The sequence below is a fragment of the Janibacter sp. RAF52 genome, from assembly GCF_052114035.1.
Lineage (GTDB): Bacteria > Actinomycetota > Actinomycetes > Actinomycetales > Dermatophilaceae > Janibacter > Janibacter hoylei.
On sequence record NZ_JBFRDY010000002.1, the window covers coordinates 85,209 to 110,662 of the forward strand.

Below are 25,454 nucleotides of genomic sequence, written 5' to 3' on the forward strand. Positions count from 1 at the left end.
CCTCAGAGAGGTTCGACAGACGTGATCCGTTCCACCCGCGGCCGCAAGGTCCTCACCACTTCCGCTGCTCTTGCCCTGACCTTCACGATGGCCGCCTGTGGCGCGGGCAACGAGGGCGAGACCTCCGCCTCCGGTGGCGACGGCGACGCCGCTGCCTCCGCCTCGGGCACCATCAAGGGTGCCGGCGCCAGCTCCATGGAGAAGGCGCAGAACGAGTGGATCGCCAACTTCACCGACGTGGCCCCTGACGCCACCGTCGAGTACGCCCCCGACGGCTCCGGCACCGGCCGGGAGAAGTTCATCAACGGCGCCGTGAACTTCGCGGGCACCGACTCCGCCATGGAGGACGACGAGATCGCCAAGGCCAAGGAGAAGGGCTGCACCGGCGAGACCATCCAGTTCCCGATCTACGTCTCCCCGATCGCCGTCGCCTTCAACCTCAAGGACGTCGACAGCCTCAACCTCAGCGCCCCGGTCATCGCCGACATCTTCTCCGGCAAGATCAAGACCTGGAACGACCCGGCGATCGCCAAGGAAAACGAGGGCGTCGACCTGCCCGACACCAAGATCACGCCGGTCAACCGCTCGGACGAGTCCGGCACCTCCAAGAACTTCTCCGCGTACCTCTCCGAGGCCGCCCCGGAGAACTGGAAGCACGAGCCCGAGGACGTCTGGCCGATCAAGGGTGGCGAGGCCGCCAAGGGCACCTCCGGTGTCGTCGACACCATCGGCGCCGGCGAGGGCAACATCGGCTACGCCGACGCCTCGCAGATCGGTGACCTCAAGGCCGCCAAGATCAAGGCCGGCGAGGAGTTCATCGAGTACACCCCCGACGCCGCCGCCAAGATCCTCGAGAGCGCCGAGCGCGTCGACGAGAGCAGCAAGACCAACTACGCCGTCAAGCTCGACCGTGGCAACGCGGGCGAGGGCGTCTACCCGGTCGTGCTCGTCTCCTACGCGGTCGCCTGCACCGACTACGAGGACAAGGACGTCGCCAGCACGGTCAAGGCCTACCTCGAGTACGCCGTCTCCGAGGACGGCCAGAAGGCCTCCACCGACGCCGCCGGCTCGGCCGGGCTGAGCGAGGCCGCGACCAAGAACGCGACCGACGCCCTGGGCCAGATCAAGACCGACTGACCAGTGTGACCCTCAGGGTCGACCCAATCGGCCCTGTGGCTGCAGCGCAGTCGCAGGGCCGATCGGCCTGTCAGCCCACCCCCTTCCCACCCCCTGAAGGAAGCAGCAGGACACCGTGAGCAGCACCTCAGCAGTGGACTCCCCCGGACGGAGCGACCTGAAGTCCGGACGCCGATTCGGCGACGCCGTCTTCAGCGGACTCTCCCTCTCCGCCGGCGTCGTCATCCTCCTCGTCCTCGTGGGGGTGACCTTCTTCCTCTTCTTCGGGGCCAAGGACGCCCTCCTGGCCGACCCCTCCGAGGTCCGCGGGCAGAAGGGCCTCGTCGCCTACATCGGGCCGCTGATCTTCGGCACCCTGCTCTCGTCGATCATCGCGCTGCTCATCGCCGTGCCGCTCTCGATCGGCATCGCCCTCTTCATCAGCCACTACGCGCCGCGCCGCCTGGCTGCGGGCCTGGGCTACATCGTCGACCTGCTGGCGGCCGTGCCCTCCATCATCTTCGGTCTGTGGGGCATGCAGATCGCGCAGAGCGCCGTCCCGACCTTCGAGTTCCTCCACGAGTACCTCGGCTGGATCCCGCTCTTCGGCGGTGAGTCGGTGACGACCACCGGTCGCACGATGCTGATGATCGGCGTCGTCCTCGCGATCATGATCCTGCCGATCATGACGGCGGTGAACCGTGAGGTCTTCCTCCAGACGCCGCGGCTGCACGAGGAGGCCTCGCTGGCCCTCGGCGCCACGCGGTGGGAAATGATCCGCCAGACGGTCATCCCCTTCGGCAAGTCGGGTGTCGTCTCCGGTGCGATGCTCGGTCTGGGCCGCGCCCTCGGCGAGACGATGGCCGTCGCGATCATCCTGTCCGCGAGCGGCGGCGGCTACTCCTGGGAGCTGCTCACCTCGCGCACGCCGGGCACGATCGCCGGTGACATCGCGCTGAACTTCCCGGAGTCCTTCGACATCGAGCGCAGCACCCTCTTCGTCTCCGGTCTCGCGCTCTTCGTCGTCACCTTCCTCGTCAACATGTTCGCTCGGTGGATCATCTCCCGCCGGTCCGAGTTCTCTGGAGCCAACTGATGACCGCCACGACCCACGACGACGTCCAGGCGGACGGCCGCCTCGAGCAGCCGGTCCGCTGGGCGATCCTCGCCGGCGCCGGTGTCGCCGCCGTCGCCCTCCTCGCCGTGGTCGGTGGGCTCAGCCCGCTGACCGTCATCCTCGTCGGTGCGCTCTTCTACTGCATCGCGATCTACGTCGCCTCGCGCAGCGTCGAGGGCTCACGGCACGCCATGGACCGCCTGGTCACCGGCGTGGTGACGACGACCTTCCTCCTGGCGATGGTGCCGCTCGTCTCCGTGCTGTGGACGATCATCTCCAAGGGCCTGGACCGCTTCGACGTCGAGTTCTTCACCTACTCGATGCGCGGTGTCACGACCGGTGAGACCGGCGGTGCCTACCACGCGATCATGGGCACGGTCATCACGACCGGCATCGCGACGCTCATCTCCGTGCCGATCGGCCTCTTCGCCGCGATCTACCTCGTCGAGTACGGCAACAAGGGTCCGCTCGCCCGCGGTCTGACCTTCTTCGTCGACGTCATGACGGGTATCCCGTCGATCGTCGCGGGTCTCTTCGCCATCGGCTTCTTCACGATGATGCTCGGCGACGAGTCCTACCAGTCCGGCATCGTCGGCGCCGTGGCGCTGTCGGTCCTGATGATCCCGACGGTCGTGCGCTCGAGCGAGGAGATGCTGCGCCTCGTACCCAACGAGCTGCGCGAGGCGAGCTACGCGCTCGGCGTCTCCAAGTGGCTGACGATCGTCAAGGTCGTGCTGCCGACCGCCGTCGCCGGTCTGGCCACGGGCGTCACCCTGGCGATCGCCCGCGTCATGGGCGAGACGGCCCCGCTGCTCATCACGATGGGTGCGGCCAAGGCCGTGAACTTCAACCCCTTCGAGGGCTCGATGTCGGCGCTGCCGCTCTTCGCGTACAGCTCCTACGCCAACCCGGGCACCAACAAGGACGACAGCATCGCCGCCGCCTGGACCGCAGCCCTGGTCCTCATGGTGATCGTCATGGTCCTCAACATCGTCGCCCGCCTCATCTCCAAGTTCTTCGCCCCCAAGACCGGTCGCTGACGCGACAGACAAGGAACCACGACGTGTCCAAGCGCATCGACGTCAAGAACCTCGACATCTACTACGGCGACTTCCTCGCCGTGAAGGACGTCTCGGTCACCATCGAGCCCCGGTCGGTCACGGCCCTCATCGGCCCCTCGGGCTGCGGCAAGTCGACCTTCCTCCGCTCGCTCAACCGCATGCACGAGGTCATCCCCGGAGCCCACGTCCAGGGCGAGGTGATCATCGACGGGGAAAACCTCTACGGCAAGGGTGTCGACCCGGTCATGGTCCGCCGTAAGGTCGGCATGGTCTTCCAGAAGCCGAACCCCTTCCCCACCATGTCCATCCGCGAAAACGTCCTCGCCGGCGTCAAGCTCAACAACAAGCGGATCAAGAAGTCGGACGCCGACGAGCTGGTCGAGACCAGCCTGCGCGGCGCCAACCTGTGGAACGAGGTCAAGGACCGCCTCGACAAGCCCGGCTCCGGCCTCTCCGGTGGTCAGCAGCAGCGCCTCTGCATCGCCCGCACCATCGCCGTCAAGCCCGAGGTCGTCCTCATGGACGAGCCGTGCTCGGCGCTCGACCCCATCTCCACGCTCGCGGTCGAGGACCTCATCGCCGAGCTCAAGGAGAACTACACGATCGTCATCGTGACGCACAACATGCAGCAGGCGGCGCGCTGCTCGGACCGCACGGGCTTCTTCAACATCGAGGGCACCGGCAAGCCGGGTCAGCTCGTCGAGTTCGACGACACCCAGAAGATCTTCAACAACCCCACCGAGAAGGCCACCGAGGACTACATCTCCGGTCGCTTCGGGTGATCTGCCGCCCCCCTTCGCCGGGGGCAGCCGCGAACGGCCGACGGACCCGCAGGGGGGATCCGTCGGCCGTTCGTCGTGCTCGGGGTCAGACGCCGAAGAGCGGCATCGCCACCCACATGACGACGGCTGCGCTCAGCCCCGCGCCGGGGAAGGTGAAGATCCAGGCGCCGACGATGTCCTTGGCGACGCCCCAGCGCACGGCCTTGAGCGAGCGCGTGGAGCCGACGCCCATGATGGCCGCCGTGATGGCGTGCGTCGTCGAGATCGGCGCCCGCAGCATCGTGGCGACGTAGAGGATCGAGGCCGCGGTGACCTCCGCGGCGAAGCCCTGCGGCGGGTCGAGGTGGATGATCCCCCGACCGAGGGTGCGCATGATGCGCCACCCGCCGGCGTAGGTGCCGAGGGAGATGACGACGGCGGACATGACGAGGACCCACATCGGGATGTGGTGGTCGTCGCCGCTCTGGTACCCGGCGACGGTCAGGGCGAGCACGACGACGCCGGCGGTCTTCGCGGCGTCCTGCATGCCGTGGCCGAAGGCCATGGCCGCGGCGGACGCGGTCTGCGCCATGCGGAATCCGCGTTTGGTCCGCCCCGGGTGGGCGTCGCGGAAGATCCGCAGGATGAGCTTCATGACGAGGAAGCCGACGAGGATGCCGACGAAGGGTGAGACGAGCATCGGGATGACGACCTTCTCGAAGATGCCTGCCCACTTCACGGCGGCGCCGGCGGCGAGCGCCGCACCGCCCAGGCCGCCGATGAGCGCGTGCGACGACGACGACGGGAGGCCGAACCACCACGTGAGCAGGTTCCACAGGATGGCGCCGAGCAGCGCGGCACCGCACAGGACGAGGCCGAGCTCACCGCCGGGGGCCTCGATGATGCCCTTGCCCACCGTCTCGGCGACCTTGGCGCCGAAGAAGGCGCCGAAGAGGTTGGCGACGGCCGCCATGGCGAGCGCAGCCCGCGGGGTCAGGGCGCGGGTCGACACCGACGTGGCGATCGCATTGGCCGCGTCGTGGAAGCCGTTGGTGTAGTTGAAGCCCATCGCCAGCGCGGTGACGAGCGCTACGGGAAGCCAGTCCACGAAGGTCAGGACTCCTTGATGGCGATCGTCTCGACCCGGTGGGCGACGCGCTCGAAGGCATCGGCCGCCTGCTCGAGGCGCTCGATGATGTCCTTGTGCTTGATGATCTCGACGGGGTCGGTCACCGCGCCGCCGAAGAGGTCCCGCAGCAGCGTGCGGTGGATGACGTCACCCTCGTTTTCGAGGCGGTTGATCTCCACCCAGTACTCCGGCAGCGCCTTCATCGTCGCCAGGCGGGGCATCGAGGCGGCCGTGAGCTCGGCCATCCGGACGATGACCTCCATCTGACCGGTCACCTCCGGCATGAGCCCGTCCATGCGGTAGAGGACCACCATCTGGCCGACCGACTCCAGGGAGTCGGTGCAGTCGTCGAGGGCCGCGGCCAGCTCGACGATGTCGCCGTGGTCGAAGGGGGTGACGAAGCTCGAGTTGACCTTGTGGATGACCGCGTGGGTCACCTCGTCGGCGTCGTGCTCGATGTCCTTGAGCCGGGGCAGGAGCGCCTCGCGCTCGGCGGGCTCGGCCGCCAACATCTGGGTCAGGGTCTCGGCAGCCAGGACGCTCTGACGGGCGCTGTCGGCGAGGAGCTGGAAGAAGGCGTCGTCGCGGGACGACGGTCGCAAGATGCCCACGGGGGTCAGACTCCGGTTCAGGGGAGGAAGCAGGGTCGCGCCTACTCTAGGACCGCTGGGCCATCCACGCGTCATCGGGCGTTCACGCGCGAGACACCGGGGATGCACCGGGTCGGGAGCGCCTCACGGCGCACGGCCGCTCGTGGCGGCGTATTTTGGGACCCGGGGCTACCGCGACCCGGTGCACCAGACCAGCGTAACCACGCGGTGGCCGGATCTGTTCCCGCGGCTGGTCAGGACGACCCGGTCAGGACAGTGCCCCGGCCCGCCAGAGCCGGGCGCACGCCTCGAGGTCCTCGGCGGTCCCGATCATCGATGCGGCGGTCGCCACGTCGCCGTCGTCGAGGTGGGCGCGCCCGGTGGCGACGACGCGGCAAAAGGCTGCGGCCCGCTCGAGCGCGACGGCGAGGTCGCCGTCGAAGACGCCACCGAGGATCCGGTCGGACAGCGCGCGGACCTCGTCGGCACCCGGTGGGTCGACGACGCCGGCGATGGCATGGCTCACCTCGGCGACCGCGAGCCCGGCGGCGTACTCACGCGCGGCGACCTCGGGACGGCGCTGGATCCAGGCCCGCAGGACGTAGACGCGCCACAGGGCTCCGGGCAGGCTGCGCGCCGGGCGGTCGGCCCACAGCTGGGCGAGGGTGTCGATGCCGAGGTCCTCGACGAGCCGCACCAGCCGGGCCGTCGTCTCCGGCGAGAAGGTGCTCGGCCTGCGTCGACGACGGTCTGGGCGGCCGCGTGTGCGGCCGCGGCGGTCTCGGCGGGGTCGGGGAGGGTGCCGCCGTGCGCCTCCATGGCATCCGGCCCGAAGTGGAGCGGACGTCGCGGCCGACCGGGGTCGCCCACCGGTCAGTCCTTGCTGCGCATGAGCAGCGCCCGCACGAGCGTCACGGCCTCGGACTGGGACAGCTCGGTGCGCGAGGTCTCCCAGGAGGCGTGCAGCAGGCGGCGCATCTCGGAGTTGGCCCACAGGTGCTTGCCGCCGAGGTTGTCCGCGGCGTCCTTGAGGGCGGCCGTGACATCGCCGTCGGGTGCCATCTCGGCGATGCCCCAGTCGTCGGCGGTCGCGGCGTCCAGCGTGCGGCCGCCGAGCCCGAAGGCGAGCGCCCGCTGCTGCCCGATGGCGCGGGGCAGGAGCCAGGCCAGCCCCGGGTCGGGGGCGCCCGTGCCGCCCTTCGGCGCGACGCAGAAGCTGGCGTCGTCGGCGCAGAAGGCGAGGTCACCGGCGAGGACGAGCCCGAGACCGGACCCCATGGCCCGCCCGTGGACGCCGACGAGGACGAGCTTGGTCGAGGAGTTGAGCAGCGCGAAGAGCTCCTCGAGCGCGGCGGCCAGCTCGAAGACCGCGGTCGTCGGGTCGTCGGCAGCCTCGGCATCGCGCGTGTCCGAGCCGAGGCAGAAGTCCTTGCCGTTGGCGGTCAGCGTGATGATGTCGACATAGGGGTCCGAGAGGGCGCGCTCGATCTGCTCGCGCAGTGTCCGCGCCATCTCGAGGTCGAGCGCGTTGCCGGCCTCGGGACGGTCGAGGACGATCTGGGCCAGCCGGTCTGATGCTTCGTACGTGACTCCCACACCACGCACCTTAGCCACCGCCGCTCACTTCTTCGATGTCGTCGGCTGGAGGTCGTGCTCGGGCTCGATGTCGCTCTCGGGCACGAGGTCGTGCTCCTCGAGGGCGACCCGCAACTGCTCGGCCGAGTTGATGTTGAGCGGGCTGCTCGTCCAGGCCGGGATCGGCAGGTTGAGGAAGCGCTCCTCCTTGACCGCGGGCAGGTCCTTGGTCGCCGGGTTGCTCTTGAGCACCTTGACCTTGTCCTCGAAGGTCTGCCCGTCGTAGTCGACGAAGGCGAAGAAGTCCGGGTCGGAGGAGACCAGCTGCTCCCACGACACCTCGGCCCAGGTGTCCTTGACATCGGCCGTCGCGTTCTTGGCGCCGGCCGCCTCGATGATGGCCTGCGGGCCACCGAAGGAGCCGGAGGTGAAGATCTGCTTGGTGCCGGAGTCGAAGAGGAAGACCGTCGGGGCCTCCTTGGGCTGCGGCGCGGCCTGCAGGGCCTTGAGCCGCGCCTCGATGTCGGCGTTGACCTCCTTCGCCTCCTCCTCACGACCGGTGATCTTGCCGAGGTTGTCGATGTCGGCCGACAGCGCCTCCCACGGGGGCATCGTGCCCCGCTTGCCGTCGGCCTGACGGCAGCTCTCGGACAGGACGTATCCGGCGATGTCTCGGTCCGCCAGGAGGTCGGGGGTGAGCTTCTTCTCCTCTGAGTAGCCGTAGTTCCAGCCGGCGAGCATGACGTCAGGCTTCTGCGCGATGACGTTTTCCATCGTCGGGTAGTCCGTGGTCGCCACGGGCAGGGCATCGACGACGTCCGTGCCGTAGGCCGTCGAGAGCGCCTTGGTGTCGCTCAGACCGCTGACGCCGGCCACCTGGTCCTGCGCACGGAGCGAGAGCACCATCGACAGCAGGTTGCCGTCGCCACCTACGTACATCCGCTCCGCGGGCGAGGGGAAGGACGCGTCGGTACCGCAGTTGGAGATCGTCACCTCGCCACCCGCGGTGGTGGCGTCGGTGCCTGCGTCGTCGCCGCAGGCGGACAGCAGTCCGACGGTGAGGGCGAGGGCTCCGCTGACGCAGGCTGCGCGAAGGGGGGTCATGAGGCTGCCTTCCGGTGGCTGGCGGCCGGCGGGGCGCCGGCTCCGAGGACGAGGTGCACCCGGCCGGTCGCCGGGTCCACGAGGTGCTGGGCGTCGACGTCGAAGACGTGACGCACGGTCTGGGGGGTGAGCACGGCGGCGGGAGGACCGACGCTGTGGAGCCCGCCGTCGTGGAGCACGGCGACCTCGTCGAAGTGGGCGGCGGCCAGCTGCAGGTCGTGCACGGCCGCGACCACGGTCCGGCCCAGCGCCCGGACGGTCTCCAGGAGCTGGATCTGGTGGTGCACGTCGAGGTGGTTGGTCGGCTCGTCGAGGACGAGCAGGTCGGTGCCCTGGGCGATGCCGCGGGCGAGCATCGCGCGACGGCGTTCGCCACCGGAGAGGTGCTGGCAGGGGTGGTCGACCTTGTCCGCCAGGCCGACGGCGTCGAGTGCGTCGAGGACGAGGCGGCGCTCCCCCTTCGCGTCGACGGCCCACGGGGGGCGGTGCGGGATGCGGCCCATGGCGACCATCTCGCCGACGAGGAGGTCCTCCGGCGGGGCGTCCTCCTGGCCGACGTGGGCCACCCGGGTGGCGCGCTGCCGCGCCGGCAGCGTCGTCAGGTCGGCGCCGTCGACGTGGACGCTTCCGGCTACGGGCCGGCGCAGGCCGACGAGCGCGCGGATGAGCGTGGACTTGCCGCTGCCGTTGCGCCCGACGACGGCGAGCATGGAGCCGCGGGGCACGGTCAGGTCGACGCCGGAGACGATGGTGCGGCCGTCGATCGCCGCGGCGAGGCCGCGGCAGCTGAGGTGGCTCATTCGCCACCTCCCGAGTAGGTGTAGTGCCGTCTGCCGAGCAGCAGCAGGAAGATCGGGGCGCCGACGAGGCCGGTGACGACGCTCAGCGGGATCTCCTGCGGCCGCACGACGACCCGGGCCGCGATGTCGACCCAGAGCATGAAGAGGGCCCCGCCCACGGCGGCGATCGGCAGGACGTGACGGTGCAGGGCGCCGACGACGATGCGGGCCAGGTGGGGGACGACCAGCCCGACGAAGCCGATGCCGCCCGAGACCGCGACAAGCACACCGACGAGGACGGAGGTGAGGACGAAGAGCCCGATCCGCAGACCACGGACGGGCACGCCGAGCCCGGCGGCGACATCGGCCCCCGCGGCGAGCGCGTCCAGCCAGGAGTGCAGCGCCAGCAGGATCGCGATGGCCAGCACCACGACGATCACCGACGGCAGGATCTGCTGCCACACCGACCCCGAGAGGCTGCCGAGCAGCCAGAAGAGCACCGACTGGGTGGCCCGCGGGTCGGCGCTGAAGAAGACGAGGAAGCTCGAGACGGAGCTGAAGGCGGCGGACATCACCACGCCGGTGAGGATGAGCCGGAGGGGGGTGATCCCGCCCTGCCACATCGAGATCCCGAAGACGAGGGCGGTCGCGAGGAGCGCGCCGCCGAGCGCCCCGAAGGACAGCGCCCAGATGCCCAGGCCGCTGAAGGCGCCGATGACGATGACGAAGGTGGCGCCCACGCCCGCGCCGGCCGAGACACCGAGGAGGTAGGGGTCGGCGAGCGGGTTGCGCACGAGCGTCTGCATGCACGCCCCGGCCATGGCCAGCCCCGCGCCGACGACGACGGCCATGATGACGCGGGGGGCGCGCAGCTCCCAGACGATCGTGTCGTAGGTGGGGTCGGCCCCCTTCGACCCGGACAGGCGCGCCCGCAGCACGTCGACGACACCAGAGACCGAGAGCGGCTCGGAGCCGAAGGCGAGCGAGGCGACGGCGCTGACTGCGGTCGCCAGCAGCAGGGCGACGAAGAGGGGCGTGACGGGCAGTCGACGCCCGCCGGGACGGTCGTGGGACACGCGGCTCCAGGTGCCTCGGGGGCCCAATCGCGAGACCCGTGCGGATGCAGCGAGCCAGCAGGTTTTCGGACTCGGGGTCGACCCGGCGGGGCCCCTTCCCAGACCTCACGGCCCAGTGGCTTGCACCCCGCCAGTCACCCTCACCGCTGCGCGACAGCTCCGGAGTCTCACCGGATTCCCTTGCACTGGTGTGCGTCTGGCTCGCAGCCAGCCTAGGCCACTGGGCAGGCGGCTTCCTGCGGGCCTGCCCCCTTCGCCTCCTAGACTCAGTGCACCGGACCGACGAAGGGGGACGACCGATGCGGGCACGTCGTGGCGTGGGGGTGCTGACGGCACTCGCCCTGACGGTGAGCGGGTGCACGCTCGTCGGCGGTGAGGACCCGCCGGAGACCAGCGGGTCGACGTCGGCCCCGGTGAGCACGCCGCGGGAGACGACGGTCGAGACCTTCGACCCGCCGCTGGGGGGCCGCGACTGGGTGGTCGTCGTCGAGGACCCGGCCGACACCCAGGACGTCGCTGATGCCCTGAAGGCCGACGGCCTCGACCTCACCTCGATCAACACGGGCATCGGCATGGTGACCCTGCGCAGCACCGCTCGCGACGTCGCGGAGCGGGCGAAGGGAGTCGACGGCGTGAGCGCCGCCGTCACCGACCGCAGCACCGACTGGCACCCGCCCCACGTGCCCCTGCCGAGCGACGGCGACCTGACACCGGCCACCGACATCCCCGCACCCCCGGACGCCCCCGAGGGCGGCGACCCCTTCGACGGGTGGCTGTGGGGCCTGGAGGAGATCGACGCCGCCGGCGCCCACGAGGTGACGACCGGCCGACGCGAGGTGCGGGTCGGGGTCATCGACACTGGCGTCGACAGCAGCCACCCCGACCTGGCCCCCGTGCTCGACACCGGCCTCTCACGATCCTTCGTCTCGGACCTGCCGGAGATCGACGGCTCGTGCGAGGTCGACAGCTGCGTCGACCCGGTCGGCGTCGACGACGGCGGTCACGGCACGCACGTCGCCGGCACGATCGCCGCCGCGGCCAACGACCTCGGCGTCACCGGCGTGGCGCCGGGCATCACCCTCGTCGACCTGCGGGCCGGGCAGGACTCCGGCACCTTCTTCCTCGGGCCGACGGTCAATGCGCTCACCTACGCCGCCGACCAGCAGCTCGACGTCGTCAACATGAGCTACTACGTCGACCCCTGGCTCGTCGCCTGCCCCGGCGGGGCGAAGGGGGACAGCCCCGAACAGGCCGACTTCCAGGACGTCGCCCTCGAGCTGATGCACCGCGCCTACGACCTCACCCACGAGGCCGGCGTGACGATCGTGACCTCCGCGGGCAACGAAGGCGCCGACGTCGGCTCGCGCGGCCCCGACGAGACGAGCCCCAACTACGGCGACGACGCCCACGCGCGCACCGTCGACCCGCAGGAGTGCGAGCGCATGCCGCTCGACGGCGAGCACGTCATCGGTGTCGCGTCGATCGACGAGGGCGCGGTCCGGTCGACCTTTTCCAACTGGACCTCCGACCCCGACGACGGGCGCATCGACGTCGCGGCCCCCGGCGGTCAGGAGCCCGACGGTCGCGGCGGCATCCTCTCCGCCCTCCCCCGCGACCTCGCCCGGACCGAGGGGTCCGTCGACGACGAGGGCCGGGTCACCGAGAGCGGCAACGAGCAGGTCGTGCGCAGCTGCCCCGACGGCATCGGCGACACCGACCCCGACCCCGACCGGCGCTGCGGCCTCTACACCTGGCTCCAGGGCACGTCGATGGCCTCGCCGCACGTCACGGGCACGGCGGCGCTGATCATCAGCGCGCACGGCGAGCGCATGTCGCCCGACGACGTCGCCGCCCAACTGCGCGAGACGGCCGTCGACCAGCCGTGTCCCGCGGACGAGGGCAGCGTGACGTGCGCGGGCACGACCCAGCGCAACGGGATCTTCGGCGAGGGCGTCGTCGACGCGGGCGCAGCGGTGCGCTGACCGGCTCCGACGTCACCTGACACCACACAGTGGGCCCCGTGGGATTCGAACCCACAACCTACGGATTAAAAGTCCGCAGCTCTGACCGTTGAGCTAGAGGCCCGGCCGCCACAGCGTAGTGCGCAGCAGGGCTTTGCCCACCAACGTGATCTGGGGCACAGTGTGCAAGATGCGCCGCGGAGACCCCGCGGGCCGTCTCGAGAGGACACGATGAGCAGCCAGGCCCCCACCCCCCGCAGAGTCGCCGTCGTCGGCGCCGGCATGGTCGGTCTGTCGACCGCGTGGTTCCTGCAGGAGCACGGCATCGAGGTCGACGTCTACGACCGCGACGGCGTCGCCGCCGGCTCGTCGTGGGGCAATGCCGGCTGGATCACCCCGGGCATCTCGACCCCGCTGCCCGACCCGGCGGTCCTCTCCTACGGGATCAAGGCAGTCATCTCGCCCGCGTCACCGGTCTACGTCCCCGTGACGACCGACCCGCGGCTGCTGAAGTTCCTCGCGACCTTCACCCGCAACAGCACGATGCGCCGCTGGTCGCGCTCGATGCGCTCGCTCGTGCCGATCAACGGGCACGCCCTGCCCGCCTTCGACGACCTCGCCGCCGGCGGCGTGGGCGCCACTGCCCTCGAGGCCACCTCCTTCATCGCCGGCTACCGCACGCGCAGCGAGACGGAGTTCCTGCTCACCGAGCTCGAGCACATCGCCGCCTCCGGGCAGGACGTCGGCTTCGAGGAGCTGACGGGCGACGAGGTCCGCTCCGCGGAGCCGACCTTCTCCGACCAGATCGGGGCGGGCATCCGCCTGCTCGGCCAGCGCTACGTCAACCCCGGCGAGTACGTCGACGCCCTCGCCGCCTCGGTGCGGGCCCGCGGCGGGACGATCCACGAGGGCACCCGGGTCACCGGCATCACCGATGAGACGAAGGGGGTGCGCCTCGCCCTCGACCAGGCCGGCACGCAGGCCGTCGACGCCGTCGTCGTCGCGACGGGTACCTGGCTCGACGAGCTCGCCCGCCCCTTCGGCGTGCGCGAGCACGTCCAGGCCGGCCGCGGCTACAGCTTCTCGGTGCCGATCGAGCACACCCCGCGCGGGCCGGTCTACCTGCCGGCGCAGCGCATCGCCTGCACACCGCTCGGTGACCGGCTGCGGGTCGCCGGGATGATGGAGTTCCGCGCGCCCGACGCCGCGCTCGACCCGCGCCGGATCACCGCGATCGTCGACGCCGCCCGGCCCTTCCTCACCGGCGTCGACCTCGACGACCGCCAGGACGAGTGGGTCGGCTCGCGCCCCTGCACCTCCGACGGCCTGCCCCTCATCGGCCGCACGAGCTCGCCGCGCGTGCTCGTCGCCGGCGGCCACGGGATGTGGGGCATGACCCTCGGCCCGGCCACCGGCCGGCTGCTCGCGCAGACCATCGCGACGGGCCGACCGGCCCCCGAGCTCACCCCCTTCGACCCGCTGCGCTGACCCGACCGGCTGGGGCCTCCGCGCCGAGACGGGGTGAGCCTTCCCACCCCCTCTCGATGTGACGGGCCGTTACCTCTTCGTTACGGTCGAAGGGATGTCCTCCCCCGTCAGTTCACTCCTCACCAGCCGCGACAACTCGCTCAACGCCGTCCGCCTCGGGCTTGCCGCGGCGGTGATCCTCGCCCACTCGTGGCCGCTCGGTGGCTACGGGGCGAGCGCCATGGAGCGCTTCGGCACGATCGGGGTCAACGGATTCTTCGCCCTCTCCGGCTTCCTCATCGCGGGCAGCCGGCTGCGCAACGGATTCGGCACGTACATCTGGCGGCGGGCCAAGCGGATCTTCCCGGGCTTCTGGGCCTGCCTGGCCGTCACGGGCTTCGTGCTGGCGCCGCTCGGCGGGGTCATCGGCGGCCACGGGTGGAACCCCGCCGACTCGCTCGCCTACGTCCTCGACAACGCGGCCCTCGTCATGACCACCCCCGCGATCGGCGGGACGCTCGCCGGCGCGCCCAACCCGGGCATGTGGAATGGCTCGCTGTGGACGCTCATGTACGAGTTCGCGGCCTACCTGCTGTGCGGCGCCGCCCTGGGCATCGTGTGGGTGCGACGCCACCTCGTCGCCTCCGCCGCAGTCGCCGCGGTCGCCCTGCCCCTGCTCAGCTGGTGGGTCGGTGAGCTCTCCGGCGCCGCGCACATGATCACGAGCGCCCTGCGCCTCTTCACCTTCTTCGCCGTGGGTGTCCTCGCCTACGCGCTGCGTGACCGGCTCCGCACGACGACCCCCCTCACGGCCCTGTCCGTCGTCGCCGTCGTGGGGCTGACCGTCGCCAGCGAGTCGGCGCTCAACCTGCTCGGCGCGGTGCCGCTCACCTACGCGCTGCTGCACGTCGGTGGCACCTGGCGCACCTCGATCGCCGCCCGCGAGGACCACTCCTACGGGCTCTACGTCTACGGCTGGCCCGTCCAGCAGGTGCTCGGCATGCTCGGCCTCGGCGCGATCGTGCCCGCGCCCGTCTTCGCGCTCGTCTCCTTCGCCTGCGTGCTGCCGCTGGCGGTGCTGTCGTGGCGACTCGTGGAGCGCCCCGCGATGCGCGTGTCGCTGCCCTCGCTGCCGACCCGACCCACGGGCGACCTGCATGTGGCCGACCAGCCCCGGCGGCACGTCGAGCGGGCAGAGGTCCGGCTGCCGCTCAGCGCACCCCGCTGACGCCCAGCGCACCCCCTCCGGCGCTCAGGCGTCGCCCGGCACCGGGTACCAGCGCAGCCTCTCGAGGGTGATCGTGCTGGCGCCGGACCCGTCCCACGTCGGCGCGAGCCCCTCGCCCTCGAGCGCCGCGACGACCCGTCGACCGACCGCCTCGTCCTCGGCGTACTTGTCGGCAGCGGACGTCGCCGTGTAGCGCGCCGCGGCATACCGCAGGTGCAGGGTGCCGGGTCCGTCGACGACGCGCTCGACGTCCTGGGCGTGGAAGAAGACGTAGCCCTCGGCCCCGACGTCCCCGGCCTCCTCCGTCGCGAGCTCGTGACCCTCGTCGTTGTCGTACCCGAGGGCCTCCACCGCGAGCACCCCCTCGGCATTGAGCGCGACGAAGGCCCGCCGCACCGAGCCGGAGTCGTCGTCATCGCGGTGCTCCTGCGCCAGCTGGACGCGCCGGTCCCACTCCTCGCGCAGGATCTCGCGGGCGCGCTCGAGCGGCAGCCCCTCGGCGGCCGCGTCGGTCGCGAGGTCGTCGTGCTGCACCATCGGCATCCGCGTCGTCGCGAAGGTGACCCGGGCCGAGTCACGCAGCGCGGACTCGTGCTCGGCGAGCTCGTCCGGCGAGAGCTCGACGGCCGGCTCCTCCGGTACCTGCCGCGCGGGGGCGGTCGGGTCCTGGCGCTTGCGGAGGCGGTCGAAGAGTCCCATGCGGCCACGCTAGCGCCGGGCCGTCCCCGTCAGGCGATGAGCACGCTCACCGAGTGGATCGCCAGGCCAGCGAGGGCGCCGACGACGGTGCCGTTGATCCGGATGAACTGCAGGTCGCGGCCGACGAAGAGCTCGATCCGCTCGCTCGCCTCGTCGGCGTCCCAGCGCTCGACGGTCACCGAGATGACCTCGGCGAGCTCGTCGCCGTAGGTGTTGACGAAGAAGGCGACGACCTCGCCCAGGTGGGTCTCGAGGCGCTGCTGCCACGCCGTGTCGTGCGCGAGGTGGTCGCCCAGGTGCGTGAGCAGCTCGTCGCCGCGGCGCCAGAAGTAGGACTCCCGGTCGGCCATCGCCCCGAGGAGCGAGGTGCGCAGCGACTGCCACACGGCGACGGCGCTCGTGGGCACCTGCGGGTGCGCGAGCAGACGCTCCTTGAGCGACTCCGCGCTCGCCATGACCTCGGGGTCGTGCTGCAGGTCTGCCGCCAGGCGGCGCAGCAGGTCGTCGAGGGCCGCGCGGGCCGGGTGGCGGGCATCGGAGCGCATCTCGCCGAGCCAGGTGACCGCCTGCCGGTAGGTCCAGTCGATGACCTTGTCGTCGACCCACTCAGGCGTCCACCACGGCGCCTTGTCACCGACGACCTGCTTGAAGAGCTCCGGGTTGTCCCGCAACCACCGGGTGATCTCGTCGATGCCGAGGTCGACGAGACCGGTGTGGCTGCCGCCGTCGACGACGCCCTCGAGGAGCGACCCGGCGATCGGGCTGATCGGCTCCTGCGCCAGGCGCGGCAGGAGGAGCTGCTCGAGGAAGTCGTGCACGTCCTCGTCGGCCACCCGCTCGAGGGCGCGGGTCCCACCGCGGGCGACCTCGGTGAGCACCCGCTGCCGCTGGTCGGCGCCACCGAGCCAGGTACCGAGGCGCTGGGCGACGTGCGCGGAGGCCAGCCGGTCACGCGCGATCTCCTCGGTGAGGAAGTTGTCGGCGACGAACTCCTGCAGGCTGCGTCCGAGCTCGTCCTTGCGCTTCTTGACGAGCGCCGTGTGCGGGACGGGCAGGCCGAGCGGGTGACGGAAGAGCGCCGTGACGGCGAACCAGTCCGCGAGGGCTCCTACCATCGCCGCCTCGGCGGCGGTGTTGACGAAGCCCCACACGCCGCCGTGGTCGAGACGCAGGGTGATGACGTAGACGAGCGCCGCGAGGACGAGCAGCCCCGTGGCCACGGTGCGCATGCGGCGCAGACCGGCCCGGCGGCGCTCGTCGGCGGGGGACTCCTGCAGGAAGCTCACCCTGCGATCCTGCCCCATCTCCCTCCCTACACTGGTCACCGTGGAGTTCCTCAACGGCCTGGTGCCCCAGTTCGACCTGACCTACGACGACGTCTTCATGGTGCCGAGGCGCAGCGAGGTCGCGAGTCGGCACGAGGTCGACCTCACCACCCAGGACGGCACCGGCACGACGATCCCGCTCGTCGTCGCCAACATGACGGCGATCGCGGGTCGCCGGATGGCCGAGACGACGGCCCGACGCGGTGGTCTGACGGTCATCCCGCAGGACATCCCCGTGCAGGTCGTCGCCGAGGTCATCTCGTGGGTCAAGGCCCGCGACCTCGTCCACGACACCGCGATCACGCTCGAGCCGAGCACGACCGCCGGCGAGGCGCTCGCCCTCATCAGCAAGCGGGCCCACGGCGCGGGTGTCGTCGTGCGCGACGGCCGCCCCGTCGGGGTGGTCACCGAGCGCGACCTCGACCGGGTCGACCGCTTCACGCAGGTCCTGGACGTCATGTCAGCCGACCCGATGACCCTGTCGGCCGGGGCCGACCCCCGCGCGGCCTTCGACGAGCTGCACCGCGCTCGCCGCCGGGTCGCGCCCGTCGTCGACGCCGACGGCCGGCTCGTGGGCATCCAGACGACGAAGGGGGCGGTGCGCGCCAGCATGTACACCCCCGCCGTCGACGCGCAGGGCCGGCTGCGGATCGCCGCGGCCGTGGGGATCAACGGCGACGTGGGCGGCAAGGCCGCCGAGCTGCTCGCGGCCGGCGCCGACGTGCTCGTCGTCGACACCGCGCACGGCCACCAGCGCAAGATGCTCGACGCCCTCGCGGCCGTCCGCGCCCTCGACCCGCACGTGCCCGTCGTCGCGGGCAACATCGTCTCCGCCGAGGGCGCCCGCGAGCTCATCGAGGCGGGCGCCGACATCGTCAAGGTCGGGGTGGGCCCCGGCGCGATGTGCACGACACGGATGATGACGGCCGTCGGTCGGCCGCAGTTCTCCGCGGTGCTCGAGTGTGCCGCGGCCGCCCGCGAGATGGGCAAGCACGTGTGGGCCGACGGCGGGGTCCGTCACCCGCGCGACGTCGCCCTCGCCCTCGCCGCCGGTGCGAGCAATGTGATGATCGGCTCCTGGTTCGCCGGCACGCTCGAGTCGCCCGGTGACCTCGTCGTCGACGCGGACGGACGCCGCTACAAGGAGTCCTTCGGCATGGCGTCGGCACGGGCGGTGCAGCACCGCACGGCGGCGGACTCCCCCTTCGACCGGGCTCGCAAGTCCCTCTTCGAGGAGGGCATCTCCAACTCGCGGATGTACGTCGACCCGCAGGGGCCGGGCGTCGAGGACGTCATCGACGAGATCGTCGGCGGCGTGCGCAGCTCGTGCACCTACGCGGGCGCGACGACGCTCGAGGAGTTCCACGAGCGGGCACTCGTCGGGCTCCAGTCGACGGCCGGCTTCGCCGAGGGCCGACCGCTGCACACCTCCTGGTGACGTCGTGAGGTCCCTCGACCCGCTGGAGGCCCCGGTCGACCCGGTGGCGGCGCTGCGTCGCGTCGCCTTCCTCCTCGAGCGGTCCCGGCAGCACAGCCGGCGGGTCGAGGCCTTCCGGGGCGCCGTCGCGACCCTGCGCGAGCTGGACGAAGGGGAGGTCCGCGAGCGGGTCGAGGCGGGCACCGTCACCGAGCTCGCCGGCATCGGCAGGTCCACGGCCGGGGTCATCGAGCAGGCCGTGCGCGGCGAGCTGCCCGACTACCTCGCCACCCAGCAGGAACAGCACGGCGGCCCGCTCGTCGAGGGCGGCACCGCCTACACCGAGGCGATCATCGGCGACTGCCACCTGCACTCGGACTGGTCCGACGGAGGCAGCCCGATCGACGAGATGGTCCTCACGGCGGTCGAGCTCGGGCAGGAGTGGATGGTCCTCACCGACCACTCGCCCCGCCTGCGGATCGCCAACGGGCTCTCCGCGCAGCGACTCGCGCAGCAGCTCGACCTCCTCGCACGGATCGACGCGTCGCTCGGCGACGCCTTCACCGTGATGTCCGGCATCGAGGTCGACATCCTCGACGACGGCGGTCTCGACCAGACGCCGGAGATGCTCGCGCGGCTCGACCTCGTCACGGCGTCGGTGCACTCGAAGCTCAAGATGGTGCGGGGCCCGATGACCGCCCGCATGGTCGCGGCCGTCGCCAACCCGCGCGTCAACGTCCTGGGCCACTGCACGGGTCGTCTCGTCACCGGCTCGCGCGGCACGCGCCCGCAGAGCGACTTCGACGCGCGCGCGGTCTTCGAGGCCTGCGCCGAGCACGACGTGGCGGTGGAGATCAACTCCCGCCCCGAGCGGTGCGACCCGCCCGACGAGCTCGTCGAGCTGGCTCTGGAGATCGGCTGCCTCTTCGCCGTCGACTCCGACGCGCACGCGCCCGGCCAGCTGGAGATGAAGGCCTACGGCGCCGAGCGCGCGGAGCGGCTCGGGGTGCCGCTCGAGCGGATCATCACGACCTGGGAGGCCGAGCGGGTGCGGGAGTGGGCCGCCCCGCGCTGAGCCTCACTCGTAGAGCTGGGGGGCCTGCTCGCGCAGCTCGCGCGACAGCGGCGCGGCGAGCGTGCGGACAAAGGTCGACGACAGGTGCGAGGCGTCGCGGTAGACGATGACGTTGCCGACGACCGCCGGGCAGGTGTCCTTCGGGCAGTAGTACTCCGACAGGTCGACGTAGCCGATCCCGTCGGTGCCCTCCAGGCCGACGAAGGGGGACGTCGCCGCCAGTCCGTAGTTCTTGCTGCCGACCCGCGGGGTGTCGCAGTCGCTCGGGTCGTCGGTGCGGCTGAGGCACTCGGACAGCGGCTTGCGGATGCGGGGGCTGTCGCGCATCGTCAGCACGGGGATGTCGCGCTCCTCCAGCTCGGCCCACTTGTCGAGGAATCCGCGCGAGGTGCTCTCCGGCGCACCGAGGCTGGTCGTGCCGATGGTGACGACGAGGTCGGGGTCGAGGTCGTCGAGGACGTCGACGATCTCCTTGTTCCAGGCGACGCACGAGCTGCGCGGGGTGATGTCGCGCGGTCGCGGGTACTGGCCGTGGTTGCTCGTCAGCTGGCAGCCGCCCTTGTCGGCGACGAGGATGCGCCAGCCGTGCTGACGGCCGAGCTCCTCGAAGGCGGGCACCCACTGGCCGGCGTGCGAGCCGCCGGCGACGACGACGACGGGCATCTCCTCCCAGCCGGGCGAGCCCTCGGGGTGCTCGGGGTCGTCGCAGATCAGCGGCGTCTCCGTGCCGGGCCCGTCGGCCTGCTGGCGGCAGGGCTTGTCGTAGTAGTCGGGCTGGTCCTTCTCGAGCACGCCGAGCTCGGGGATGAGCTCGGCGTCGGGCGCGGCGTCCACCCAGCTGTCCGGGTCGAGGTCGCGGGCGCCGGGGTTGTCGAGCACGAGGGGCTTGTCGGCGGAGCCGAGCACCTTGTCCTCCGCGGCGACGCGCGTGAGCGACTCCTGACGCGCCAGCTCGTCCTGCTCGTGGCGGGTGATCGCCTGGGCGCCGAGTGCGGTGGGTGCCGCGACGAGCACGACGAGCGCCGCTCCGAGCGCCATGGCCGGGCCGGGCCGGGAGCCGAGTCGGGCGGTGACCGGGCGCTCGACGAGACGCAGGGTGAGCTGGGCGAGCGTGATGGCGAGCGCGAGGATGCCGACGGCCTCGAGGAGGCCGACCCGCTCGTGCCCGCTGTGGCTGATCCACAGCACGAGGATCGGCCAGTGCCACAGGTAGAAGGCGTACGAGATGTCGCCGACCCAGGCGAAGGGCCGCAGCTGCAGCACCTGCGTCACGCCCCACCGGGCGTCGTGCTCTGACCACATGACGAGCGCGAAGCCGAGGACGGGCCACAGGGCCCACGGGCCGGGGAAGAGCTGGCCGCCGTCGAGGAAGAAGCCGCAGGTGATGATGAGCAGCAGGCCGATCCAGCCGGTGACCGGGCGGATCGCGCGCGGCAGCACCTCGGCGCCGAGCAGCGCGATGAGCGCACCGAAGGCGAGCTGCCACAGGCGCGTGCCGGTGTTGAGGTAGGCATTGGCCTGCTGGGCGTGGTGCATGTAGACGGCGAAGGGGAAGGAGGCCGCCATGACGAGGACGGAGACGACGATCATCGCGGTCCGGGCGCGCATGCCGAGGCGGCGGGCCACGACGACGGCGAGGATCGTCAGCACGGGCCACAGCAGGTAGAACTGCCCCTGCACGGAGAGCGACCAGATGTGCTGGAAGACGCTCGTGTCCGCTCCGGCGGCCTCGTAGGCCAGCTGGCTCTTGATGAGCTCCCAGTTCTCCACGTAGAGCACCGAGGCGGCGGCCTCGCGCAGCAGCGCGTTCCAGCGGCTCTCGGGCAGCACGAGCAGTCCGGCAACGGTCGTGACGGCCACGACGGTGACCATGGCCGGCAGCAGGCGTCGGGCCAGCCGACCGATGTAGGGACCGACGCGGATCCGACCGGTCGTCGCGGCCTCGCGCAGGAGCATGCCGGTGAAGAGGAAGCCGGAGACGACGAGGAAGACGTCGAGACCGCCGGAGACGCGGCCGTGCCCGAAGACGTGGAAGAGCGCGACGAGCAGGATCGCCAGGCCGCGCAGGCCGTGCAGCTCGGGCCGGAAGCGCCGCTCGGGCAGCCCCTCGGTCAACCGTCCGGACGAGCCGGGCGCCGTGTCTGTCTCCACCATGGGTCCTTCGTGTGCTGGTCAGGGGGCCACCCGTCAGGGTAACTGCGGGGTGCACGCATTCCGCTGCGGACGGACCGTCGGCACCCGGTCCCGCGGGGGCCGACGCGCTCGTTTTGGCGATCGGCGATGTGTCTCGTATGCTTCTCGAGTCCTCGACGGATTCGGGTGCTGCCTGCTGCGTAGCGAGGGGGTTCTCGGAGACGGGTCCCCATCGTCTAGCGGCCTAGGACCCCGCCCTTTCACGGCGGTAGCACGGGTTCGAATCCCGTTGGGGATACGCACAGCAGTATCGTGCACGTGCCTTGCACACCAAGGCCCTGTAGCGCAGTTGGTTAGCGCGCCGCCCTGTCACGGCGGAGGTCGCGGGTTCGAGTCCCGTCAGGGTCGCTCGCTGGTCCGGTTCGGACCGGCTCGGCCAGGTAGCTCAGTTGGTACGAGCGTCCGACTGAAAATCGGAAGGTCGGCGGTTCGACCCCGCCCCTGGCCACCGGAGCCAAGACGAAGGGCGCCACCCCCAGCGGGGCGGCGCCCTTCGTCGTCCCTGCCCGGGGTTACGGGATGTCGTCCACGGTGATCTGGCCCGCCTGCCGCTGCGTCAGCTCCTCGGCCGCGAGCGCGCGGTAGAGCATGGGCGTCAGCGAGCGGATGTAGCTGGCCGTGATGTGGCTGCCCTGGCGGTAGACGAGGGTGCCGCCGACGACGGCCGGGCACGTGTCGCGCCCGGGCGGGCAGATCCACTCGTTGAGGTCGACGAAGGGGAGCTCCTCCGCCCTCGCGACGGCCCGCAGCGCCGATGTGCCGTTGCCCGCACGTCCCGTGCCCGCTGCGGGGAAGTCGCACTGCGCGAAGTCCTCACGGTGCTCCTCGACGCAGGCGTAGACCTCGTCCTTGGGGCGCGGGGTGTCGGCGAGCATGACGACCTCGGTGCCCTGCGAGCGCAGGTCACCGATGGCCTCTGCCATGCCCTCGCGGAGCTTGGGCGAGTCGGTCGTGCTCTGCGAGACGATCGCGATGTCGGGGGCGCCCTCGGACTCCATGTGCCCCACGACGTTGCGGCTGTAGGTCGAGCACTCGGCCTTGTTGGCGCCGGCGTAGGTGAAGGGGCAGGCCGCCTTGAGGTAGAGCTCCAGGCGCCAGCCCTCGCTGTCGGCGATGGACTCGACCGCGGGGAACCACTGCCCCATCTTGGAGTCACCGAGGATGGCGATGCTCGTGTCGCCGTCCTGCGCGCCGTAGACGCACGAGGGGTCGACGTCGACGGTGCCGTTGGTCATCTGGCAGCCGTCCTCGTAGTACGAGGGGTTGTCTTCGGTGGCGACAGCGGGGTCGGGCACGACGTCGCCGGAGGTCGGCAGCTGCGCGACCGCCTCGTCGTCCACGCTCCAGTCCTCGCTCGCGGCGTCGGCGACGAGGGTCGTCGCCCCCTCGACCTGCGCGTCGGGGTCGAGCTTGGGCACCGAGGCCCAGACCGCCGTGCCGACGAGGGTCGTCACCACCATCGACGCGAGGCCGAAGAGCAGCCCCCGCGAGGCCTTGGCGCTCAGCCCGGGGTGAAACCGGATCGGGTCCTCGACGAGGTGCTTGGTCAGCCAGGCGAGGACGACCGAGAGGACGCCGAGCAGGGCCAGGTGGCGCAGCCGCACGTCGGGGTAGGCCTGCTGGGCCAGCGTGATGAGGGGCCAGTGCCACAGGTAGATCGCGTACGACAGGCCGCCGATCCAGACCATCGGCTTCAGGCTGAGCAGCCGGGCGGCCACGGTGCGCTGCGTCGAGCAGCCGGCCGCGATGATGAGTGCCGCCCCGACGGTGGGCACCAGGGCCCACGAGCCGGGCCAGGCGACCTTTTCGTCGAGGAGGAAGGCCCCACCCAGCACGAGCACCAGCCCGATGCCCGACAGCACCTCGGCGGCGATCCGCGGCAGGGCGGTCAGCCGCAGCACGAGGAAGGCGAGCAGGGCCCCGATCGCCAGCTCCCAGACGCGGGTCGTCGTGTAGAAGTAGGCCGTCGCCGGGCTCGCCGCCGTGTGGACCACCGAGTAGGTGAGGGAGGCGAGCGCGATGACGGACAGGACGCCGAAGAGCAGCGGCTTGGCGCGCACCGACAGGCGTCGGGCGAGCACGAGCCCGACGATGATGACGAGCGGCCAGACGACGTAGAACTGCTCCTCGACCGACAGCGACCAGTAGTGCTGCAGCGCCGACGGTGCGTCGTCCTCGGCGAGGTAGTCGACCGACCGCAGGGCGAGCGCCCAGTTGATGACGTAGAAGGTCGCCGCGATGACGTCGACGCCCAGGTTGGCCCGGTCGCCACCGGAGAGGACGAACCACCCGGCGATCGCCGTGAAGACGAGGACGACCGAGGCGGCCGGCAGCAGCCGTCGGGCCCGGCGGGCGTAGAAGTCCGCGATCGAGATGCGCCCGGACCGCACCGTCTCGCGCAGCAGCAGCGAGGTGATGAGGAAGCCGGAGATGACGAAGAAGATGTCGACGCCGACGAAGCCGCCGGGCAGGAAGGGCATGCCGACGTGGTAGAGGAGCACGGTGCCGACGGCGATGGCCCGCAGGCCCTCGATGTCACCGCGGAGGTTCTTGCCCCCCTTCGCCCCGTGGTGCGCCTCGGCGGCGCTCTCCCTAGCCTCGGCGCTCAGACGTGTGTCCCCCGAGCTCGCGGTCACGCCTCGCCTCGACGAGCGGCACCCACGGCCGCGGCGAGCACCTTGGCGATGCGCTCACCGGCGTGGCCGTCCCACAGGGGCGGCGTGTCCCAGGTCTCGAGCGGGCCGGTGGCGAGGACCTCGCGGACCCGCTCGGAGAGCGTCTCGCGCGTGACGAGCTGGTTGGTGCCGTGGGTGATGGTCACCGGGCGCTCGGTGTTGGGGCGCAGGGTGAGGCACGGGACCCCGAGGATCGTCGTCTCCTCCTGGACGCCACCGGAGTCGGTGACGACCGCGGCGGCGCCGCGGACGAGGCCCATGAACTCGATGTAGCCGAGCGGGTCGATGACGCGCATGCCCGGGTGGTCGAGGAAGCCGGCCTCCTCCAGCCGGGCCCGGCCGCGCGGGTGCAGCGGGATGACGACCTGGGCCTGGTCGGCGACGGCGTGCATCGCGGCGACGAGCGCCTTGACGTCCTCCGGGTCGTCGACGTTGCCCGGCCGGTGCAGCGTCGCAACGATGTAGTCACCCTCGATGCCGACCTCGCCGCGCACGGCCCCGGGGTCGAAGCGCTCCTTGTTCTTGAGCAGCGTGTCGATCATCGGGTTGCCGACGAAGTGGATCTTGTCCGGGTCGGTGCCCTCGTTGCCGAGGTGACCGATCGCGTCCGTGCTCGTCGTGAGCAGCAGGTCGGAGAGCTTGTCGGTGACGAGCCGGTTGATCTCCTCCGGCATCGTCATGTCGAAGGAGCGCAGGCCGGCCTCGACGTGGGCGAAGGTGATGCCCATCTTCGAGGCGACGAGCGCAGCGGCGACCGTGGAGTTGACGTCGCCGTAGACGACGACGAGATCGGGGCGGCGCTCGGTGAAGAGCTCCTCGAGCGCCTCCATGACCTTGGCCGTCTGCGCCCCGTGGGCGCCCGAGCCGACACCGAGGTTGACGTCCGGCTTCGGGATGCCGAGCTGCCGGAAGAAGATGTCGGACATCTTGTCGTCGTAGTGCTGACCGGTGTGGACGAGCAGCTGCTCGACGTCGTACGCGCCGAGCCCCTCGAGGACGGGCGCCGCCTTAGGGAAGTTGGGGCGAGCACCGGTCACGTGCAGAACAAGAGGCGCCACGGGTCGTTCTCCTTGGATGGGTCGGGGACGGTCGAGACTCTCGGGCCG

The 25,454-nt window shown here is 71.3% G+C and carries 21 protein-coding genes, 4 tRNA genes and 1 riboswitch; of the genes, 12 read left to right on the top strand and 13 right to left on the bottom strand.

Annotated features, from left to right (window positions below; genetic code table 11):
- Positions 1-21 precede the first annotated feature (21 nt).
- The 4 genes from pstS to pstB all read left to right on the top strand — a co-directional run bounded on the left by pstS (position 22) and on the right by pstB (position 4,076).
- A complete protein-coding gene (gene pstS, locus AB4Y78_RS02870) occupies positions 22-1,137 on the top strand; it encodes a phosphate ABC transporter substrate-binding protein PstS (RefSeq protein WP_282070596.1) in 1,116 nt (371 codons plus the stop codon).
- Between the two features lie 115 nt (positions 1,138-1,252).
- Positions 1,253-2,212 carry a phosphate ABC transporter permease subunit PstC gene (pstC, locus tag AB4Y78_RS02875; protein WP_441714922.1) on the top strand — a complete coding sequence of 320 codons (960 nt, stop codon included), beginning with the start codon at positions 1,253-1,255 and terminating at the stop codon, positions 2,210-2,212.
- Positions 2,212-3,273: a phosphate ABC transporter permease PstA gene (pstA, locus tag AB4Y78_RS02880; RefSeq protein WP_007927296.1), complete on the top strand. Its 1,062-nt coding sequence runs from the start codon at positions 2,212-2,214 to the stop codon at positions 3,271-3,273. Before pstC ends, pstA begins: the two co-directional genes overlap by 1 nt.
- Before the next feature lie 23 nt (positions 3,274-3,296).
- On the top strand, positions 3,297-4,076 hold the full coding sequence (gene pstB, locus AB4Y78_RS02885; RefSeq protein WP_007927297.1) for a phosphate ABC transporter ATP-binding protein PstB: 780 nt from the start codon (positions 3,297-3,299) through the stop codon (positions 4,074-4,076).
- Positions 4,077-4,161: 85 nt separating this feature from the next.
- On the opposite strand, the gene AB4Y78_RS02890 is transcribed toward pstB, so the two are convergent.
- The 7 genes from AB4Y78_RS02890 to AB4Y78_RS02920 all read right to left on the bottom strand — a co-directional run bounded on the left by AB4Y78_RS02890 (position 4,162) and on the right by AB4Y78_RS02920 (position 10,308).
- Positions 4,162-5,163 (bottom strand): anion permease, encoded by a 1,002-nt coding sequence (locus AB4Y78_RS02890; protein ID WP_441714924.1) that lies wholly within the window; start codon positions 5,161-5,163, stop codon positions 4,162-4,164.
- Positions 5,164-5,168: 5 nt separating this feature from the next.
- Positions 5,169-5,795 (bottom strand): DUF47 domain-containing protein, encoded by a 627-nt coding sequence (locus tag AB4Y78_RS02895; RefSeq protein ID WP_007927299.1) that lies wholly within the window; start codon positions 5,793-5,795, stop codon positions 5,169-5,171.
- 247 nt (positions 5,796-6,042) lie between these two features.
- Complete coding sequence (locus AB4Y78_RS02900) at positions 6,043-6,471, bottom strand: hypothetical protein (protein WP_441714926.1); 429 nt, start codon at positions 6,469-6,471, stop codon at positions 6,043-6,045.
- Positions 6,472-6,647: 176 nt separating this feature from the next.
- Positions 6,648-7,370, bottom strand: a complete 723-nt coding sequence (locus AB4Y78_RS02905) for an enoyl-CoA hydratase/isomerase family protein (RefSeq protein WP_259911080.1) — start codon at positions 7,368-7,370, stop codon at positions 6,648-6,650.
- A gap of 24 nt (positions 7,371-7,394) precedes the next feature.
- Positions 7,395-8,453, bottom strand: a complete 1,059-nt coding sequence (locus AB4Y78_RS02910) for an ABC transporter substrate-binding protein (protein ID WP_441714928.1) — start codon at positions 8,451-8,453, stop codon at positions 7,395-7,397.
- Positions 8,450-9,253 (bottom strand): ABC transporter ATP-binding protein, encoded by an 804-nt coding sequence (locus tag AB4Y78_RS02915; protein ID WP_441714930.1) that lies wholly within the window; start codon positions 9,251-9,253, stop codon positions 8,450-8,452. Before AB4Y78_RS02915 ends, AB4Y78_RS02910 begins: the two co-directional genes overlap by 4 nt.
- Positions 9,250-10,308, bottom strand: coding sequence for a FecCD family ABC transporter permease (locus tag AB4Y78_RS02920; RefSeq protein ID WP_441736848.1), 1,059 nt, complete (start codon positions 10,306-10,308; stop codon positions 9,250-9,252). Before AB4Y78_RS02920 ends, AB4Y78_RS02915 begins: the two co-directional genes overlap by 4 nt.
- A gap of 39 nt (positions 10,309-10,347) precedes the next feature.
- Positions 10,348-10,524: riboswitch (cobalamin riboswitch) on the bottom strand.
- A gap of 83 nt (positions 10,525-10,607) precedes the next feature.
- Between AB4Y78_RS02920 and AB4Y78_RS02925 the strand changes: the two genes are divergently transcribed.
- On the top strand, positions 10,608-12,290 hold the full coding sequence (locus AB4Y78_RS02925; RefSeq protein WP_441736850.1) for a S8 family peptidase: 1,683 nt from the start codon (positions 10,608-10,610) through the stop codon (positions 12,288-12,290).
- A gap of 30 nt (positions 12,291-12,320) precedes the next feature.
- Here AB4Y78_RS02925 and AB4Y78_RS02930 read toward each other — a convergent pair.
- Positions 12,321-12,393: transfer RNA gene (locus AB4Y78_RS02930), tRNA-Lys, on the bottom strand.
- 107 nt (positions 12,394-12,500) lie between these two features.
- Between AB4Y78_RS02930 and AB4Y78_RS02935 the strand changes: the two genes are divergently transcribed.
- Both AB4Y78_RS02935 and AB4Y78_RS02940 read left to right on the top strand, forming a co-directional pair.
- Positions 12,501-13,757: an NAD(P)/FAD-dependent oxidoreductase gene (locus AB4Y78_RS02935; RefSeq protein ID WP_007927312.1), complete on the top strand. Its 1,257-nt coding sequence runs from the start codon at positions 12,501-12,503 to the stop codon at positions 13,755-13,757.
- 94 nt (positions 13,758-13,851) lie between these two features.
- Positions 13,852-14,964 (top strand): acyltransferase family protein, encoded by a 1,113-nt coding sequence (locus AB4Y78_RS02940; RefSeq protein WP_441714936.1) that lies wholly within the window; start codon positions 13,852-13,854, stop codon positions 14,962-14,964.
- A gap of 24 nt (positions 14,965-14,988) precedes the next feature.
- Here the strand turns inward: AB4Y78_RS02940 and AB4Y78_RS02945 are convergent, their stop codons facing one another.
- Together AB4Y78_RS02945 and AB4Y78_RS02950 are read right to left on the bottom strand one after the other, a co-directional pair.
- Positions 14,989-15,663: a DUF6891 domain-containing protein gene (locus AB4Y78_RS02945; RefSeq protein WP_441714938.1), complete on the bottom strand. Its 675-nt coding sequence runs from the start codon at positions 15,661-15,663 to the stop codon at positions 14,989-14,991.
- A 29-nt stretch (positions 15,664-15,692) separates the two neighbouring features.
- Positions 15,693-16,949 carry a DUF445 domain-containing protein gene (locus AB4Y78_RS02950; protein ID WP_441714940.1) on the bottom strand — a complete coding sequence of 419 codons (1,257 nt, stop codon included), beginning with the start codon at positions 16,947-16,949 and terminating at the stop codon, positions 15,693-15,695.
- Between the two features lie 40 nt (positions 16,950-16,989).
- Here AB4Y78_RS02950 and AB4Y78_RS02955 point away from each other — a divergent pair, with 40 nt between their 5' ends.
- Entirely contained in the window at positions 16,990-18,426 is a 1,437-nt protein-coding gene (locus AB4Y78_RS02955) for a GuaB1 family IMP dehydrogenase-related protein (RefSeq protein WP_441714942.1), read from the top strand.
- 4 nt (positions 18,427-18,430) lie between these two features.
- The gene (locus tag AB4Y78_RS02960; protein WP_441736852.1) at positions 18,431-19,480 is read left to right on the top strand and encodes a PHP domain-containing protein; all 1,050 of its coding nucleotides are present in this window, start codon (positions 18,431-18,433) and stop codon (positions 19,478-19,480) included.
- A 3-nt stretch (positions 19,481-19,483) separates the two neighbouring features.
- Here AB4Y78_RS02960 and AB4Y78_RS02965 read toward each other — a convergent pair whose 3' ends face one another.
- A complete protein-coding gene (locus AB4Y78_RS02965; RefSeq protein ID WP_441736854.1) occupies positions 19,484-21,634 on the bottom strand; it encodes an acyltransferase family protein in 2,151 nt (716 codons plus the stop codon).
- Positions 21,635-21,838: 204 nt separating this feature from the next.
- Here AB4Y78_RS02965 and AB4Y78_RS02970 point away from each other — a divergent pair.
- From AB4Y78_RS02970 to AB4Y78_RS02980, 3 genes are all read left to right on the top strand, one after another.
- Positions 21,839-21,911: transfer RNA gene (locus tag AB4Y78_RS02970), tRNA-Glu, on the top strand.
- A 36-nt stretch (positions 21,912-21,947) separates the two neighbouring features.
- Positions 21,948-22,021 (top strand) — tRNA-Asp (locus AB4Y78_RS02975).
- 26 nt (positions 22,022-22,047) lie between these two features.
- Positions 22,048-22,121: transfer RNA gene (locus tag AB4Y78_RS02980), tRNA-Phe, on the top strand.
- A 64-nt stretch (positions 22,122-22,185) separates the two neighbouring features.
- On the opposite strand, the gene AB4Y78_RS02985 is transcribed toward AB4Y78_RS02980, so the two are convergent.
- Together AB4Y78_RS02985 and wecB are read right to left on the bottom strand one after the other, a co-directional pair.
- Positions 22,186-24,309 (bottom strand): acyltransferase family protein, encoded by a 2,124-nt coding sequence (locus tag AB4Y78_RS02985; protein ID WP_441714948.1) that lies wholly within the window; start codon positions 24,307-24,309, stop codon positions 22,186-22,188.
- Complete coding sequence (gene wecB / locus AB4Y78_RS02990) at positions 24,306-25,385, bottom strand: non-hydrolyzing UDP-N-acetylglucosamine 2-epimerase (protein ID WP_441736855.1); 1,080 nt, start codon at positions 25,383-25,385, stop codon at positions 24,306-24,308. The genes AB4Y78_RS02985 and wecB overlap by 4 nt, the downstream gene beginning before the upstream one ends.
- Between the last annotated feature and the right edge of the window lie 69 nt (positions 25,386-25,454).

Excerpts from the sequence above, each read along its gene's own strand:
- pstA (WP_007927296.1), top strand. The coding sequence starts at position 2,212 with ATGACCGCCACGACCCACGACGACGTCCAGGCGGACGGCCGCCTCGAG.
- AB4Y78_RS02910 (WP_441714928.1), bottom strand. The coding sequence starts at position 8,453 with ATGACCCCCCTTCGCGCAGCCTGCGTCAGCGGAGCCCTCGCCCTCACC.
- AB4Y78_RS02915 (WP_441714930.1), bottom strand. The coding sequence starts at position 9,253 with ATGAGCCACCTCAGCTGCCGCGGCCTCGCCGCGGCGATCGACGGCCGC.
- AB4Y78_RS02925 (WP_441736850.1), top strand. The coding sequence starts at position 10,608 with ATGCGGGCACGTCGTGGCGTGGGGGTGCTGACGGCACTCGCCCTGACG.
- AB4Y78_RS02935 (WP_007927312.1), top strand. The coding sequence starts at position 12,501 with ATGAGCAGCCAGGCCCCCACCCCCCGCAGAGTCGCCGTCGTCGGCGCC.
- AB4Y78_RS02940 (WP_441714936.1), top strand. The coding sequence starts at position 13,852 with ATGTCCTCCCCCGTCAGTTCACTCCTCACCAGCCGCGACAACTCGCTC.
- AB4Y78_RS02945 (WP_441714938.1), bottom strand. The coding sequence starts at position 15,663 with ATGGGACTCTTCGACCGCCTCCGCAAGCGCCAGGACCCGACCGCCCCC.
- AB4Y78_RS02965 (WP_441736854.1), bottom strand. The coding sequence starts at position 21,634 with ATGGTGGAGACAGACACGGCGCCCGGCTCGTCCGGACGGTTGACCGAG.